At 53.6% G+C, this 14785-nt stretch carries 10 protein-coding genes and 4 pseudogenes; 9 read left to right on the forward strand and 5 right to left on the reverse strand.

Annotated elements, in window-relative coordinates; genetic code table 11:
- Positions 1-90: 90 nt before the first annotated feature.
- Positions 91-1341 (forward strand): enterobactin transporter EntS, encoded by a 1251-nt coding sequence (entS, locus tag BHE85_RS06190; RefSeq protein ID WP_001041762.1) that lies wholly within the window; start codon positions 91-93, stop codon positions 1339-1341.
- A 3-nt stretch (positions 1342-1344) separates the two neighbouring features.
- Here the strand turns inward: entS and fepB are convergent, their stop codons facing one another.
- Entirely contained in the window at positions 1345-2301 is a 957-nt protein-coding gene (gene fepB / locus BHE85_RS06195) for a Fe2+-enterobactin ABC transporter substrate-binding protein (RefSeq protein WP_001234318.1), read from the reverse strand.
- A 374-nt stretch (positions 2302-2675) separates the two neighbouring features.
- Here fepB and entC point away from each other — a divergent pair, with 374 nt between their 5' ends.
- From entC to BHE85_RS06230, 7 genes and pseudogenes are all read left to right on the forward strand, one after another.
- On the forward strand, positions 2676-3851 hold the full coding sequence (gene entC / locus BHE85_RS06200; protein WP_004980869.1) for an isochorismate synthase EntC: 1176 nt from the start codon (positions 2676-2678) through the stop codon (positions 3849-3851).
- Positions 3852-3860: 9 nt separating this feature from the next.
- Positions 3861-5470 (forward strand): annotated as a pseudogene (gene entE / locus BHE85_RS06205) ((2,3-dihydroxybenzoyl)adenylate synthase EntE).
- Between the two features lie 13 nt (positions 5471-5483).
- On the forward strand, positions 5484-6341 hold the full coding sequence (entB, locus tag BHE85_RS06210) for an enterobactin biosynthesis bifunctional isochorismatase/aryl carrier protein EntB (RefSeq protein WP_001007129.1): 858 nt from the start codon (positions 5484-5486) through the stop codon (positions 6339-6341).
- The gene (entA, locus tag BHE85_RS06215; protein ID WP_000347664.1) at positions 6341-7087 is read left to right on the forward strand and encodes a 2,3-dihydro-2,3-dihydroxybenzoate dehydrogenase EntA; all 747 of its coding nucleotides are present in this window, start codon (positions 6341-6343) and stop codon (positions 7085-7087) included. The genes entB and entA overlap by 1 nt, the downstream gene beginning before the upstream one ends.
- Positions 7088-7089: 2 nt before the next feature.
- Positions 7090-7503: a proofreading thioesterase EntH gene (entH, locus tag BHE85_RS06220; RefSeq protein ID WP_000637953.1), complete on the forward strand. Its 414-nt coding sequence runs from the start codon at positions 7090-7092 to the stop codon at positions 7501-7503.
- Between the two features lie 180 nt (positions 7504-7683).
- On the forward strand, positions 7684-9789 hold the full coding sequence (cstA, locus tag BHE85_RS06225; protein ID WP_001043121.1) for a pyruvate/proton symporter CstA: 2106 nt from the start codon (positions 7684-7686) through the stop codon (positions 9787-9789).
- A 180-nt stretch (positions 9790-9969) separates the two neighbouring features.
- Positions 9970-10167 carry a YbdD/YjiX family protein gene (locus BHE85_RS06230; protein ID WP_000460431.1) on the forward strand — a complete coding sequence of 66 codons (198 nt, stop codon included), beginning with the start codon at positions 9970-9972 and terminating at the stop codon, positions 10165-10167.
- A 9-nt stretch (positions 10168-10176) separates the two neighbouring features.
- On the opposite strand, the gene hcxA is transcribed toward BHE85_RS06230, so the two are convergent.
- The gene (gene hcxA, locus BHE85_RS06235; RefSeq protein WP_001120484.1) at positions 10177-11265 is read right to left on the reverse strand and encodes a hydroxycarboxylate dehydrogenase HcxA; all 1089 of its coding nucleotides are present in this window, start codon (positions 11263-11265) and stop codon (positions 10177-10179) included.
- 108 nt (positions 11266-11373) lie between these two features.
- Between hcxA and ybdL the strand changes: the two are divergent.
- Positions 11374-12523, forward strand: a pseudogene (gene ybdL / locus BHE85_RS06240) (methionine-oxo-acid transaminase).
- A gap of 519 nt (positions 12524-13042) precedes the next feature.
- Here the strand turns inward: ybdL and BHE85_RS27260 are convergent.
- From BHE85_RS27260 to BHE85_RS06255, 3 genes and pseudogenes are all read right to left on the reverse strand, one after another.
- Positions 13043-14041, reverse strand: a pseudogene (locus tag BHE85_RS27260) (DUF3440 domain-containing protein); the annotation flags it as partial.
- A 146-nt stretch (positions 14042-14187) separates the two neighbouring features.
- Positions 14188-14568 (reverse strand): annotated as a pseudogene (locus BHE85_RS06250) (type 2 periplasmic-binding domain-containing protein); the annotation flags it as partial.
- Between the two features lie 17 nt (positions 14569-14585).
- On the reverse strand, positions 14586-14785 hold a 200-nt coding region (locus BHE85_RS06255), incomplete at its 5' end, for an IS1 family transposase (RefSeq protein WP_000327172.1).

Genomic DNA, 14785 nt, shown 5'->3' on the forward strand with positions numbered 1-14785 from the left:
AATTAATTATCGTTATCGATCTTATTTGGATATGTTAGCATGTGCAGCCTAAGAATAGGTATTTAAAATATTTGATGGCAAGGCATTGTAATGAATAAACAATCCTGGCTGCTTAACCTCAGCCTGTTGAAAACGCACCCGGCGTTTCGCGCAGTATTCCTCGCTCGTTTTATCTCAATTGTGTCTCTGGGTTTGCTCGGCGTCGCGGTGCCGGTGCAGATCCAGATGATGACGCATTCTACCTGGCTGGTGGGGCTTTCGGTGACGCTGACCGGCGGCGCGATGTTTGTTGGCCTGATGGTTGGCGGTGTGCTGGCGGATCGCTATGAGCGCAAAAAAGTGATTTTGCTGGCGCGCGGCACCTGTGGCATTGGCTTCATTGGACTGTGCCTTAATGCACTGCTGCCGGAGCCGTCATTGCTGGCAATCTATTTACTTGGTTTATGGGATGGTTTTTTCGCATCGCTTGGCGTTACGGCGCTATTGGCGGCGACACCAGCACTGGTAGGGCGTGAAAACTTAATGCAGGCCGGGGCGATCACCATGTTGACCGTGCGTCTGGGGTCGGTGATTTCGCCCATGATTGGCGGTTTATTGCTGGCGACCGGTGGCGTAGCCTGGAACTACGGGCTGGCGGCGGCGGGCACGTTTATTACCTTGCTACCGTTGTTAAGCCTTCCGGCGTTGCCACCGCCACCGCAGCCGCGCGAGCATCCGTTGAAATCATTACTGGCAGGATTTCGTTTTCTGCTCGCCAGCCCGCTGGTGGGCGGGATTGCGTTGCTGGGTGGTTTATTGACGATGGCGAGCGCGGTGCGGGTACTGTATCCGGCGCTGGCTGACAACTGGCAGATGTCGGCGGCAGAGATTGGTTTTCTCTATGCGGCGATCCCGCTCGGTGCGGCTATTGGCGCATTAACCAGTGGGAAACTGGCGCATAGCGCGCGACCAGGATTGTTGATGTTGCTCTCCACGTTGGGATCGTTCCTCGCCATTGGTTTATTTGGCCTGATGCCGATGTGGATTTTAGGCGTGGTTTGTCTGGCGCTGTTCGGCTGGCTGAGTGCGGTCAGTTCGTTGCTGCAATATACAATGCTGCAAACGCAAACGCCGGAAGCAATGTTAGGGCGAATCAACGGTTTGTGGACGGCACAAAACGTGACGGGCGATGCCATAGGCGCGGCGCTGTTAGGCGGTCTGGGAGCGATGATGACACCGGTTGCTTCCGCAAGCGCGAGCGGTTTTGGTTTGTTGATTATCGGCGTGTTGTTATTGCTGGTGCTGGTGGAGTTGCGACGTTTTCGCCAGACGCCGCCGCAGGTGACAGCGTCCGACAGTTAATGCTTAAAACAGCGCCTTAAGTCGTTCCAGCACTTGCATGGCGCTGTAGTAATCCAGGCGGAACGTCTCGGTTCCCAGCGCATAAACCTGCTTGTTTTGTACTGCGGGCAGGTGCGCGAGCAGTGGATTGGCATAAATCGCATCGGCGTCTTTCTGATCACCGGCGAACAGGAATAGTGACTCGCCATTTAACCCTGCAGCCAGATTTTCTCCACTAAGCTGAATGATGTCATGGCGTTTGCCCTGGCTTTGGCTGGCGTTTAACCCTGTGGGCAATTTCGCCAGCGTAAAGCCGAGTTGTTCCAGCATCTGCCCTTGTGCTGATTCCGGCGTCCAGAGATTGGCACTGTGTGCAGCGGCGGTATAGACAATAGCAGTGACCGGCTGCGGCGGTAATTTGATTTGCTCTTTCGCCGCTGCCAGTTGCTTATCAAACTGTGCAATCCGCTCTGCCGCTTGTTTCTCATGCCCGGTAATTTCGCCAAGCTGCGTTAACAGCGACTGCCAGCTTTTGTCGTCGTAATTGATGATTAATGTCGGGGCGATGGTGGAAAGCTGATCATACAGCGCCAGCGCCGAATCCCCGCCGGTTGCGCTAATTAAAATCAGATCCGGCATTTGCGCGGCAACGGCTTCGGCGCTCGGTTCGCCGATATAGAGCCGTTGTAGTTTGCGTTCTTTCGCCACCTTGCTCCACTGGCGTAAAAAGCCCTGGTCATCCGCGACGCGGTTATTTGGCGTGGTCGCGCCGCTGGCAATCACCGGAGCATCAATCGCCAGCAGTGAGCCGGTCAGGGTGACGCTGGTGGAAACAATACGCTGCGGCTGGCTTTCCAGGGTATGAGTGCCCCGGCTGTCAGTAATCTGACGCGGCCAGTCGGCGGCCTGAACTGCGGCTATTCCGGAAAGCAAAAGTCCTGTTAATAGAAGGGCGTTGCGGTAGAGCGGGGCGAGTCTCACAAATCAGCTTCCTGTTATTAATAAGGTTAAGGGCGTAATGACAAATTCGACAAAGCGCACTATCCGTACCCTCGCCCCTTTGGGGAGAGGGTTAGGGTGATGGGAGCAGCCAGCACTGGTGCGAATATTGACCCTCACCCCAGCCCTCTCCCTGGAAGGGAGAGGGGGAAGAACGGCGCAGGACATCACATTGCGCTTATGCGAATCCATCAATAATGCTTCTCATTTTCATTGTAACCACAACCAGATGCAACCCCGAGTTGCAGATTGCGTTACCTCAAGAGTTGACATAGTGCGCGTTTGCTTTTAGGTTAGCGACCGAAAATATAAATGATAATCATTATTAAAGCCTTTATCATTTTGTGGAGGATGATATGGATACGTCACTGGCTGAGGAAGTACAGCAGACCATGGCAACACTTGCGCCCAATCGCTTTTTCTTTATGTCGCCGTACCGCAGTTTTACGACGTCAGGATGTTTCGCCCGCTTCGATGAACCGGCTGTGAACGGGGATTCGCCCGACAGTCCCTTCCAGCAAAAACTCGCCGCGCTGTTTGCCGATGCCAAAGTGCAGGGCATCAAAAATCCGGTGATGGTCGGGGCGATTCCCTTCGATCCACGTCAGCCTTCGTCGCTGTATATTCCTGAATCCTGGCAGTCGTTCTCCCGTCAGGAAAAACAAGCTTCCGCCCGCCGTTTCACCCGCAGCCAGTCGCTGAATGTGGTGGAACGCCAGGCAATTCCGGAACAAACCACGTTTGAACAGATGGTTGCCCGCGCTGCCGCACTTACCGCCACGCCGCAGGTTGACAAAGTGGTGTTGTCACGGTTGATTGATATCACCACTGACGCCGCCATTGATAGTGGCGTATTGCTGGAACGGTTGATTGCGCAAAACCCGGTTAGTTACAACTTCCATGTCCCGCTGGCTGATGGTGGCGTCCTGCTGGGGGCCAGCCCGGAACTGCTGCTACGTAAAGACGGCGAGCGTTTTAGCTCCATTCCGTTAGCCGGTTCCGCGCGTCGTCAGCCGGATGAAGTGCTCGATCGCGAAGCGGGTAATCGTCTGCTGGCGTCAGAAAAAGATCGCCATGAACATGAACTGGTGACTCAGGCGATGAAAGAGGTACTGCGCGAACGCAGTAGTGAGTTACACGTTCCCTCCTCTCCACAATTGATTACCACGCCGACGCTGTGGCATCTCGCAACTCCCTTTGAAGGTAAAGCGAATTCGCAAGAAAACGCACTGACTCTGGCCTGTCTGCTGCATCCGACCCCCGCGCTGAGCGGTTTCCCGCATCAGGCCGCGACTCAGGTTATTGCTGAACTGGAGCCGTTCGACCGCGAACTGTTTGGCGGCATTGTGGGTTGGTGTGACAGCGAAGGTAACGGCGAATGGGTGGTGACCATCCGCTGCGCGAAGCTGCGGGAAAATCAGGTGCGTCTGTTTGCCGGAGCGGGGATTGTGCTTGCGTCGTCACCGTTGGGTGAGTGGCGCGAAACAGGCGTCAAACTTTCTACCATGTTGAATGTTTTTGGATTGCATTAAGGAGCGAGGATGAGCATTCCATTCACCCGCTGGCCGGAAGAGTTTGCCCGTCGCTATCGGGAAAAAGGCTACTGGCAGGATTTGCCGCTGACCGACATTCTGACTCGCCACGCTGCGAGTGACAGCATCGCGGTTATCGACGGCGAGCTACAGTTGAGTTACCGGGAGCTGAATCAGGCGGCGGATAACCTCGCGTGTACTTTACGCCGTCAGGGCATTAAACCTGGTGAAACCGCGCTGGTACAACTGGGTAACGTCGCTGAATTGTATATTACCTTTTTCGCGCTGCTGAAACTGGGCGTTGCGCCGGTGCTGGCGTTGTTCAGCCATCAGCGTAGTGAACTGAACGCCTATGCCAGCCAGATTGAACCCGCATTGCTGATTGCCGATCGCCAACATGCGCTGTTTAGCGGGGATGATTTCCTCAATACTTTCGTCACAGAACATTCCTCCATTCGCGTGGTGCAACTGCACAACGACAGCGGTGAGCATAACTTGCAGGATGCGATTAACCATCCGGCAGACGGTTTTACTGCCACGCCATCACCTGCTGATGAAGTGGCCTATTTCCAGCTTTCCGGCGGCACCACCGGTACACCGAAGCTGATCCCGCGCACTCATAACGACTACTACTACAGCGTGCGTCGTAGCGTCGAGATTTGTCAGTTCACACAACAGACGCGCTACCTGTGCGCGATCCCGGCGGCTCATAACTACGCCATGAGTTCGCCAGGATCGCTGGGCGTCTTTCTTGCCGGAGGAACGGTTGTTCTGGCGGCCGATCCCAGCGCTACGCTTTGCTTCCCATTGATTGAAAAACATCAGGTGAACGTCACCGCGCTGGTGCCGCCGGCAGTCAGCCTGTGGTTGCAGGCGCTGGCTGAAGGCGAAAGCCGGGCGCAGCTTGCCTCGCTGAAACTGTTACAGGTCGGCGGCGCACGTCTTTCTGCCACCCTTGCGGCGCGTATTCCCGCTGAGATTGGCTGCCAGTTGCAGCAGGTGTTTGGCATGGCGGAAGGGCTGGTGAACTACACCCGTCTTGATGATAGCGCGGAGAAAATTATCCATACCCAGGGTTACCCAATGTGTCCGGACGATGAAGTGTGGGTTGCCGATGCCGAAGGAAATCCACTGCCGCAAGGGGAAGTCGGACGCCTGATGACGCGCGGGCCGTACACCTTCCGCGGTTATTACAAAAGTCCGCAGCACAATGCCAGCGCCTTTGATGCCAACGGTTTTTACTGTTCCGGCGATCTGATCTCTATTGATCCAGAGGGTTACATCACCGTGCAGGGGCGCGAGAAAGATCAGATCAACCGTGGCGGCGAGAAGATCGCTGCCGAAGAGATCGAAAACCTGCTGCTGCGCCATCCGGCGGTGATCTATGCCGCACTGGTGAGCATGGAAGATGAGCTGATGGGCGAAAAAAGCTGTGCTTATCTGGTGGTAAAAGAGCGCTGCGCGCGGTGCAGGTGCGTCGTTTCCTGCGTGAACAGGGTATTGCCGAATTTAAATTACCGGATCGCGTGGAGTGTGTAGATTCACTTCCGCTGACGGCGGTCGGGAAAGTCGATAAAAAACAATTAAGTCAGTGGCTGGCGTCACGCGCATCAGCCTGAAGGAGAGAACACGATGGCTATTCCAAAATTACAGGCTTACGCACTGCCGGAGTCTCACGATATTCCGCAGAATAAAGTTGACTGGGCCTTTGAACTGCAACGTGCCGCGTTGTTAATCCATGATATGCAGGACTATTTTGTCAGCTTCTGGGGCGAGAACTGCCCGATGATGGAGCAGGTGATCGCGAATATTGCTGCGCTGCGCGACTACTGCAAACAGCACAATATCCCAGTTTATTACACCGCCCAGCCGAAAGAGCAGAGCGATGAAGATCGGGCGCTGTTGAATGATATGTGGGGGCCGGGCCTGACCCGTTCGCCGGAACAGCAAAAGGTGGTGGATCGCCTGACGCCAGATGCCGACGACACGGTGCTGGTGAAGTGGCGCTACAGCGCGTTTCATCGTTCTCCGCTGGAGCAAATGCTCAAAGAGAGTGGACGTAACCAGCTGATTATTACCGGGGTATATGCCCACATTGGCTGTATGACCACCGCAACCGACGCATTTATGCGCGATATTAAACCGTTTATGGTGGCGGATGCGCTGGCCGATTTCAGCCGTGACGAGCATTTGATGTCGCTGAAATATGTGGCCGGGCGGTCTGGCCGGGTGGTGATGACTGAAGAATTACTGCCAGCACCTGTCCCCGCCAGCAAAGCGGCGCTGCGTGAGGTTATCCTGCCGTTGCTGGACGAGTCCGATGAACCGTTCGATGACGACAACCTGATCGACTACGGTCTGGATTCGGTGCGCATGATGGCGCTGGCGGCGCGCTGGCGCAAAGTGCATGGTGATATCGACTTTGTCATGCTGGCGAAAAACCCGACCATCGACGCCTGGTGGAAGCTACTCTCCCGCGAGGTTAAATAATGGATTTCAGCGGTAAAAATGTCTGGGTAACCGGCGCAGGTAAAGGTATCGGCTACGCCACGGCGCTGGCGTTTGTTGAGGCGGGAGCGAAAGTTACAGGTTTTGATCAAGCGTTCACTCAGGAGCAATATCCCTTTGCGACCGAAGTAATGGATGTTGCCGACGCCGGGCAGGTGGCGCAGGTATGTCAGCGACTGTTAGCTGAAACGGAGCGACTGGACGTGCTGATCAATGCGGCGGGAATTTTGCGCATGGGCGCGACCGATCAGCTCAGTAAAGAGGACTGGCAGCAGACTTTTGCGGTTAACGTCGGCGGTGCGTTTAACCTGTTCCAGCAAACCATGAACCAGTTTCGCCGTCAGCGGGGCGGGGCGATTGTCACTGTGGCGTCCGACGCCGCACACACGCCGCGTATTGGTATGAGTGCTTATGGCGCATCGAAAGCGGCGCTGAAAAGCCTGGCGTTGAGCGTCGGGCTGGAACTGGCGGGTAGCGGCGTGCGCTGTAATGTGGTTTCGCCTGGCTCCACCGACACCGATATGCAACGCACGCTGTGGGTGAGCGATGACGCCGAAGAACAGCGTATTCGCGGCTTTGGCGAGCAGTTTAAACTCGGCATTCCGCTGGGGAAAATCGCCCGTCCACAAGAGATCGCCAACACGATTTTGTTCCTCGCCTCTGACCTCGCCAGCCATATCACCCTACAGGATATTGTGGTCGATGGCGGCTCAACGCTGGGGGCATAAGCATGATCTGGAAACGCCATTTAACGCTCGACGAACTGAACGCCACCAGCGATAACACAATGGTGGCGCATCTGGGAATTGTGTATACCCGTCTGGGAGATGATGTGCTGGAAGCCGAAATGCCGGTTGATACCCGTACTCATCAGCCGTTTGGCCTGCTGCATGGCGGCGCGTCGGCGGCGCTGGCTGAAACGCTGGGATCGATGGCCGGATTTATGATGACCCGTGACGGGCAGTGTGTGGTGGGCACGGAACTTAACGCCACCCATCATCGCCCGGTGTCTGAAGGCAAGGTACGCGGCGTCTGCCAGCCGCTGCATCTTGGGCGGCAAAATCAGAGCTGGGAAATCGTCGTTTTCGATGAACAGGGGCGGCGTTGCTGCACTTGTCGGCTGGGTACGGCAGTTTTGGGATGAGCCCGACAGAATTAAATGAGATTGCAGGAAAACTCGGTTAACGGAGTGATCGAGTTAACATTGTTAAGTTAAATATTGGTTTCAACTCCGATTTACATAGTTACCGTGTTGTTAAATCGTACAAAGATGTTATAGAAACAAAATGTAACATCTCTATGGACACGCACACGGATAACAACTATGAACAAATCAGGGAAATACCTCGTCTGGACAGTGCTCTCTGTAATGGGAGCATTTGCTCTGGGATACATTGCTTTAAATCGTGGGGAACAGATCAACGCGCTGTGGATTGTGGTGGCGTCGGTCTGTATCTATCTGATCGCTTACCGTTTTTATGGGTTGTATATCGCCAAAAATGTGCTGGCGGTTGACCCGAAGCGTATGACGCCAGCGGTGCGCCATAACGACGGGCTGGACTATGTGCCGACGGACAAGAAAGTGCTGTTCGGTCACCATTTTGCGGCCATCGCCGGAGCAGGTCCGTTGGTTGGGCCGGTGCTGGCAGCGCAAATGGGCTACCTGCCGGGGATGATCTGGCTACTCGCCGGGGTGGTTCTCGCCGGTGCGGTGCAGGATTTCATGGTGCTGTTTGTTTCTACGCGCCGTGACGGTCGATCGCTGGGTGAGCTGGTCAAAGAAGAGATGGGGCCAACCGCCGGGGTGATAGCGCTGGTGGCCTGCTTTATGATCATGGTCATTATCCTTGCAGTACTGGCGATGATCGTGGTGAAAGCCCTGACTCATAGCCCGTGGGGAACGTATACCGTTGCGTTCACCATTCCGCTGGCGCTGTTTATGGGGATCTACCTGCGCTATCTGCGTCCGGGGCGTATTGGTGAAGTGTCGGTCATCGGTCTGGTATTCCTGATTTTCGCCATTATCTCTGGCGGCTGGGTGGCAGAAAGTCCGACCTGGGCACCGTACTTTGACTTTACCGGCGTGCAGCTGACCTGGATGCTGGTGGGTTACGGTTTTGTGGCGGCGGTGCTGCCGGTGTGGTTGCTGCTGGCCCCGCGTGACTACCTCTCTACCTTCCTGAAAATCGGGACGATCGTCGGTCTGGCGGTAGGCATTTTGATTATGCGCCCGACGCTGACCATGCCTGCGCTGACCAAATTTGTCGATGGCACTGGCCCGGTATGGACCGGTAACCTGTTCCCGTTCCTGTTTATCACCATCGCCTGTGGCGCGGTGTCTGGCTTCCATGCGCTGATCTCTTCCGGCACCACGCCGAAGATGCTGGCGAACGAAGGGCAGGCTTGTTTTATCGGCTACGGTGGAATGTTAATGGAATCCTTCGTGGCGATTATGGCGCTGGTTTCCGCCTGTATCATCGATCCGGGCGTTTACTTTGCCATGAACAGCCCAATGGCGGTGCTGGCTCCAGCAGGGACGGCGGATGTGGTCGCTTCTGCCGCGCAGGTGGTGAGTAGCTGGGGCTTTAGCATTACACCAGATACGCTCAACCAGATTGCCAGCGAAGTGGGTGAACAGTCGATCATTTCCCGTGCGGGCGGTGCGCCGACGTTGGCGGTGGGGATGGCTTACATCCTGCACGGTGCGCTGGGTGGTATGATGGATGTGGCGTTCTGGTATCACTTCGCCATTCTGTTTGAAGCTCTGTTTATTCTGACGGCGGTAGATGCGGGTACGCGTGCTGCGCGCTTTATGTTGCAGGATCTGCTGGGCGTGGTGTCTCCTGGCCTGAAGCGGACCGATTCACTGCCTGCTAACCTGCTGGCAACGGCGCTGTGCGTACTGGCGTGGGGCTACTTCCTCCATCAGGGCGTGGTCGATCCGCTGGGCGGTATTAACACTCTGTGGCCGCTGTTTGGTATTGCCAACCAGATGCTGGCAGGGATGGCGCTGATGCTCTGTGCCGTGGTGTTGTTCAAGATGAAACGTCAACGTTACGCCTGGGTGGCGCTGGTACCAACGGCCTGGCTGCTGATTTGTACCCTGACCGCTGGCTGGCAGAAAGCGTTTAGCCCGGATGCGAAAGTCGGCTTCCTGGCCATTGCTAACAAGTTCCAGGCAATGATCGACAGCGGCAATATTCCGTCGCAGTATACTGAGTCACAGCTGGCGCAACTGGTGTTCAACAACCGTCTGGATGCCGGGTTAACCATCTTCTTTATGGTGGTCGTGGTGGTTCTGGCACTGTTCTCGATTAAGACGGCACTTGCGGCATTGAAAGATCCGAAGCCAACGGCGAAAGAAACGCCGTATGAGCCGATGCCGGAAAATGTCGAGGAGATCGTAGCGCAGGCGAAAGGCGCGCACTAAAGTCAGAGTGAGGGGGGATGTTGGCGAATGTTGGCATAGTGCCGAGGGTTCCCCTCACCCTAACCCTCTCCCCGATGGGGCGAGGGGACTGACCGAGTGCGTTGATAGCATTTGTAGGCCGGATAAAGCGTTCACGCCGCATCCGGCACTCTTTCAGCAACATGGTTAGCGGAGGCCAAGATGTTTGATTCACTGGCAAAAGCCGGAAAATATTTAGGTCAGGCGGCGAAGCTGATGATTGGTATGCCTGATTACGACAACTATGTCGAACATATGCGGGTTAACCATCCCGATCAAACGCCGATGACCTACGAGGAGTTTTTCCGTGAGCGGCAGGACGCGCGCTACGGTGGAAAAGGCGGCGCGCGCTGCTGCTAAATTTGCACGTCAGGCTTTAAACGATTCCACTTTTTCGAACGCTGCACGCAACGTATCTGGTGTCAGCGTGACTGGCAGGTAATGAATGGACTCCACCGGGCGCAAGGTGTGGGCAATCACTTTGTCGATCTCCGCCTGATTATTGATATCCACTTCCAGCTCCGCCAGCGTAGTCGGCAGATGAAAACGCTGATACGCCCCGGTTAATTGCGCCAGCACATCATCCTGACCCAGCAAGGCGCTTTGCACCAGAATTCCGTAAGCGACTTTGGTGCCGTGAAGAAACTTCTCGGTTTGCGGCAGGACAGTCAGACCGTTATGCACGGCATGAGCCGCCGCCACACGCGTAAAACGATCGCCCAGACCACCGACCATCCCACCACCAGCAATAATAGCATCCACCACATCGCAAAATGATTGCGTTAACTGCTGATTTTGCTGATCGGCAAGTGCCTGTTCGCTACTGTTTAACAAGACGTCGCGAATGGCCTGCGCATTATTGATCCCCAGCCGCACGGTTAGCGGCAACGTTTCTGGTTGCGGAGCCAGCACCACCGCTTCATACCATTTCGCCAGCGTGTCACCGATCCCCGCCAGCAGATATTGTTGCGGTGCATTGAGGATAATCTCCGGTTCCACCAGCACCATAAAATTGGCGTCGTCGAAAATCTCATAATGCAGCGCCTGTCCGGCATCGTTATACCAGACGGAGAGCGGTGTCCAGGCGGCGCAGGTAGCGGCGATCGTCGGAACGGCAACAAATGGCAGACCGAGACGGCGGGCGAGGGCTTTCGCGGTGTCGAGCAGTGCGCCGCCGCCGACGCCAATCACCACGCTGCGATCGTCACCGGACTCAGCCGCCAGTTGCTGTACATCGCTTTCGCTGCAATGACCACGAAACAAAATATGCTTTGCCCCTGGAAGTCCAAACGCTGGCGGAAGTTTGGTTTGCGCCGCAGCAATGGCGCGTTTGCCGTAGATCCACACCGCGCGAGAAAGTTGTTCATCAGTGAAAAAATCGTTCAGGTGATTGAAACTTCTTGGATGTGAAAAGTAGTTAGCCGGGCCGACGACCACGCGGATAGGATTGTGAGGCATGTTGTGTTGTCCTTATTGTTTTATTTAGACATCTAAACGTCTTGATTGCCAAATACTAGCATCGTGTTATAGTGCCTTCAACACGCAACTTCGTCAGGTACAATAAAAATGACAAATAACCCTCTGATTCCACAAAGCAAACTTCCACAACTTGGCACCACTATTTTCACCCAGATGAGCGCGCTGGCGCAGCAACACCAGGCGATTAACCTGTCGCAAGGCTTTCCTGATTTTGATGGTCCGCGCTATTTACAGGAGCGGCTGGCGTACCACGTTGCCCAGGGGGCAAACCAATACGCGCCCATGACCGGCGTGCAGGCCTTGCGCGAGGCGATTGCTCAGAAAACGGAACGTTTGTATGGCTATCAACCAGATGCCGATAGCGATATCACCGTAACGGCAGGGGCGACGGAAGCGTTATACGCGGCGATTACCGCACTGGTGCGCAATGGCGATGAAGTGATTTGTTTTGATCCCAGCTATGACAGTTACGCCCCCGCCATCGCGCTTTCTGGGGGAATAGTGAAGCGTATGGCACTGCAACCACCTTGACTGGCAGGAATTTGCCGCATTATTAAGCGAGCGCACCAGACTGGTGATCCTCAACACTCCGCATAACCCCAGTGCAACTGTCTGGCAGCAGGCTGATTTCGCCGCTTTGTGGCAGGCGATCGCCGGGCACGAGATTTTTGTCATTAGCGATGAAGTCTACGAGCACATCAACTTTTCACAACAGGGCCATGCCAGTGTGCTGGCGCATCCGCAGCTGCGTGAGCGGGCAGTGGCGGTTTCTTCATTTGGCAAGATCTATCATATGACCGGCTGGAAAGTGGGTTATTGTGTTGCGCCAGCGCCCATCAGCGCCGAAATTCGCAAGGTACATCAGTATCTGACCTTTTCGGTGAATACCCCGGCACAGCTGGCGCTTGCTGATATGCTACGTGCAGAACCTGAGCATTATCTTGCGTTACCGGACTTTTATCGCCAGAAGCGCGATATTCTGGTGAATGCTTTAAATGAAAGCCGGCTGGAGATTTTACCGTGTGAAGGTACATACTTTTTGCTGGTGGATTACAGCGAGGTTTCTACCCTGGATGATGTTGAGTTTTGCCAGTGGCTGACGCGGGAGCACGGCGTGGCGGCGATTCCGCTGTCGGTGTTTTGCGCCGATCCCTTCCCACATAAACTGATTCGTCTCTGTTTTGCCAAGAAGGAATCGACGTTGCTGGCAGCAGCTGAACGCCTGCGCCAGCTTTAGCTATTTAACCGTCCAGGCGCGGGAATATTGACGGTCGGCAAACAACTCTTGCAGGCCGTTAATTTGCTTCAGGCGCAGCACTTCGTCGCTGTCCATTCCCAGCTCTTTGCCAATTTTATTATCGTCCCATCCCAACTGGCTAAGTTCACGGACGATTTCCGACATGGCGGTGATTTGATGGCGTCCACGAGCGCGATTATGACGAATAGTCGCGGCGATGCGTTGATTACGCGTACCTTCCAGACAGGTCACCGGCAAATAACCTTTTAAGCGTAATTTTAATGATGATGAGCCTTTACCAATTTCATGGCGGTGAAAACCATCCACGATTTCCATGGCATTTTTATCCGTATGTGTGACCACAATGGGTTGGGTAAAACCATCTATTTCAATGGATTTTTGCAGCAGTTTTTTTTCGGGTGGTGCCACGTTGTTTGGGTTGTAATCATTAGGCATAAGTTGGCTGTTTTTAACCCACAGAACGCAATCCACTGGCTCTTCACGAAAGGGGCTAACCTGATGGATCGCCATGCGGATTTCATTAATCGCTTTGATGCGATCATCTTCCGGCATGCTATTGAGCAGCAATAATGCATATTCTTGCCAGTCTAAATGTTCTGGCTTGAGGATTTTCCGATGCCCATAGAAATGATTGTCATGTCCGGCGTAAATGCCGCCACTTTTTACCCCGCTGACTCGTGCGCACATAGCAGCCCAGCGATCCGGTTCGATAACGTGATAGAGCCATAATCCTTGTCGTTGCTCCGGGCCAAAAGGTTCGCAAATTCGCATATGACGCAGAGGAACGCCTGCCTGATACATTAGGTTATACAGTGGGTTGCAGAGACTTTGATGATTTGCATACCAGGTCCAGATATCAGCCACTTTCCAGTCGTAAATGGGGTAAATGTACCAGCTATGACCGCCTGGTGCGGCCGTAGTCCATGGTTTATCGTCGGCAAAACGTTGTTTATTTAAACTGGCGATGGCGACAAAACGGTTGTAGGACTCATCCGCACGGATGCCGATCATCATCGCCGCCGGACGTTTTTGTGAAAACCATTCGGCAAACTCACGTACAAATTGTTCGAAGGTCATGCCTGGCTGGTAAAAGCAGAAAAAGTCAGGATCGGTTATCGCATCTTGCGGGGGCTGACGCACCCATTCGACATCAGGTTCCCAGCACTGCCATTCGGGTTGGTATTGTGAAAGGGAATTTTGCGTCGTAAGCGGGAGCGCAACCCAGTAAAACTCTTCGATGACATCGGTGTACAACTCGCGCAGGGACTGAACATAGTTAATAGTGCAAGAGAATTGCGCCTCCCAGTCGATAAACAAAACGCAGATTTTTTTGCCCATTTGTCGGGCAAGTTCGGCTGTCAGATGCAGCATTAAACCAGAGTCTTTGCCGCCAGAAAATGAGACACAAACGCGGGGTAGGGTGTTGAGTGTCCAGGTAATACGCTCTCGTGCAGCTTCCAGAATATTGAGCGGAAGAGGAATTTTATAAATAGACATCTGAAGACGCTCTCTGAACGTTACAGGGTGAACAGTGAGATAAGACTGTTAATTATAAAGTAAACACTGTAAAGCAGAGTGTTTTATTTTTCATTCGCGCTGTGAATAAATAGATGAAAGTTATAGTAGCTGTCTGTAGTTATATATCAAAAACTCTCATTTAGACGGTCAATAAATCGGGAGAACACCAAATTATTTAAAGAAGATTTATTATAGGAAATGTAAAGCTTTATTGAAGGTAACGGATGTTCTAGTTTTATCTCTTTTAAATTAAGAAAGTCACGGTGGGAGTTATAAAGTTCATAGGGGACTATTCCCAGTAAATCTGTAACTGCAATGCTATTAATTATTGTCAGCAAAGAGGAACCACGAAATGAAATTTTGCGATTCATAAACTTCTCGTCTATTTCCATTTGAATATCATCAACTCCTGCTGATTTGGATATTAATTGGGTGAACTCTTCTGCCATAATTTGTTCATAAGTGCTATTGTCAGTAATTCGCGGATGCTTATTACTACAAATTAGAGGGTAATGACTCCAACTTACTGATAGTGTTTTATGTTCAGATAATGCCCGATGACCTTGTCATGCAGCTCCACCGATTTTGAGAACGACAGTGACTTCCGTCCCAGCCTTGCCAGATGTTGTCTCAGATTCAGATTATGTCGCTCAATGCGCTGAGTGTAACGCTTGCTGATAACGTGCAGCTTTCCCTTCAGGCGTGATTCATACAGCGGCCAGC

Source organism: Shigella sp. FC1567, from assembly GCF_001743015.1.
GTDB classification, from domain to species: domain Bacteria; phylum Pseudomonadota; class Gammaproteobacteria; order Enterobacterales; family Enterobacteriaceae; genus Escherichia; species Escherichia coli.

What these genes read in the sequence shown, in the direction of transcription:
- cstA (WP_001043121.1), top strand. Translation starts at nt 7,684, where the DNA reads ATGAACAAATCAGGGAAATACCTCGTCTGGACAGTGCTCTCTGTAATG.
- entS (WP_001041762.1), top strand. Translation starts at nt 91, where the DNA reads ATGAATAAACAATCCTGGCTGCTTAACCTCAGCCTGTTGAAAACGCAC.
- BHE85_RS06230 (WP_000460431.1), top strand. Translation starts at nt 9,970, where the DNA reads ATGTTTGATTCACTGGCAAAAGCCGGAAAATATTTAGGTCAGGCGGCG.
- entH (WP_000637953.1), top strand. Translation starts at nt 7,090, where the DNA reads ATGATCTGGAAACGCCATTTAACGCTCGACGAACTGAACGCCACCAGC.
- entC (WP_004980869.1), top strand. Translation starts at nt 2,676, where the DNA reads ATGGATACGTCACTGGCTGAGGAAGTACAGCAGACCATGGCAACACTT.
- entA (WP_000347664.1), top strand. Translation starts at nt 6,341, where the DNA reads ATGGATTTCAGCGGTAAAAATGTCTGGGTAACCGGCGCAGGTAAAGGT.
- entB (WP_001007129.1), top strand. Translation starts at nt 5,484, where the DNA reads ATGGCTATTCCAAAATTACAGGCTTACGCACTGCCGGAGTCTCACGAT.
- hcxA (WP_001120484.1), bottom strand. Translation starts at nt 11,265, where the DNA reads ATGCCTCACAATCCTATCCGCGTGGTCGTCGGCCCGGCTAACTACTTT.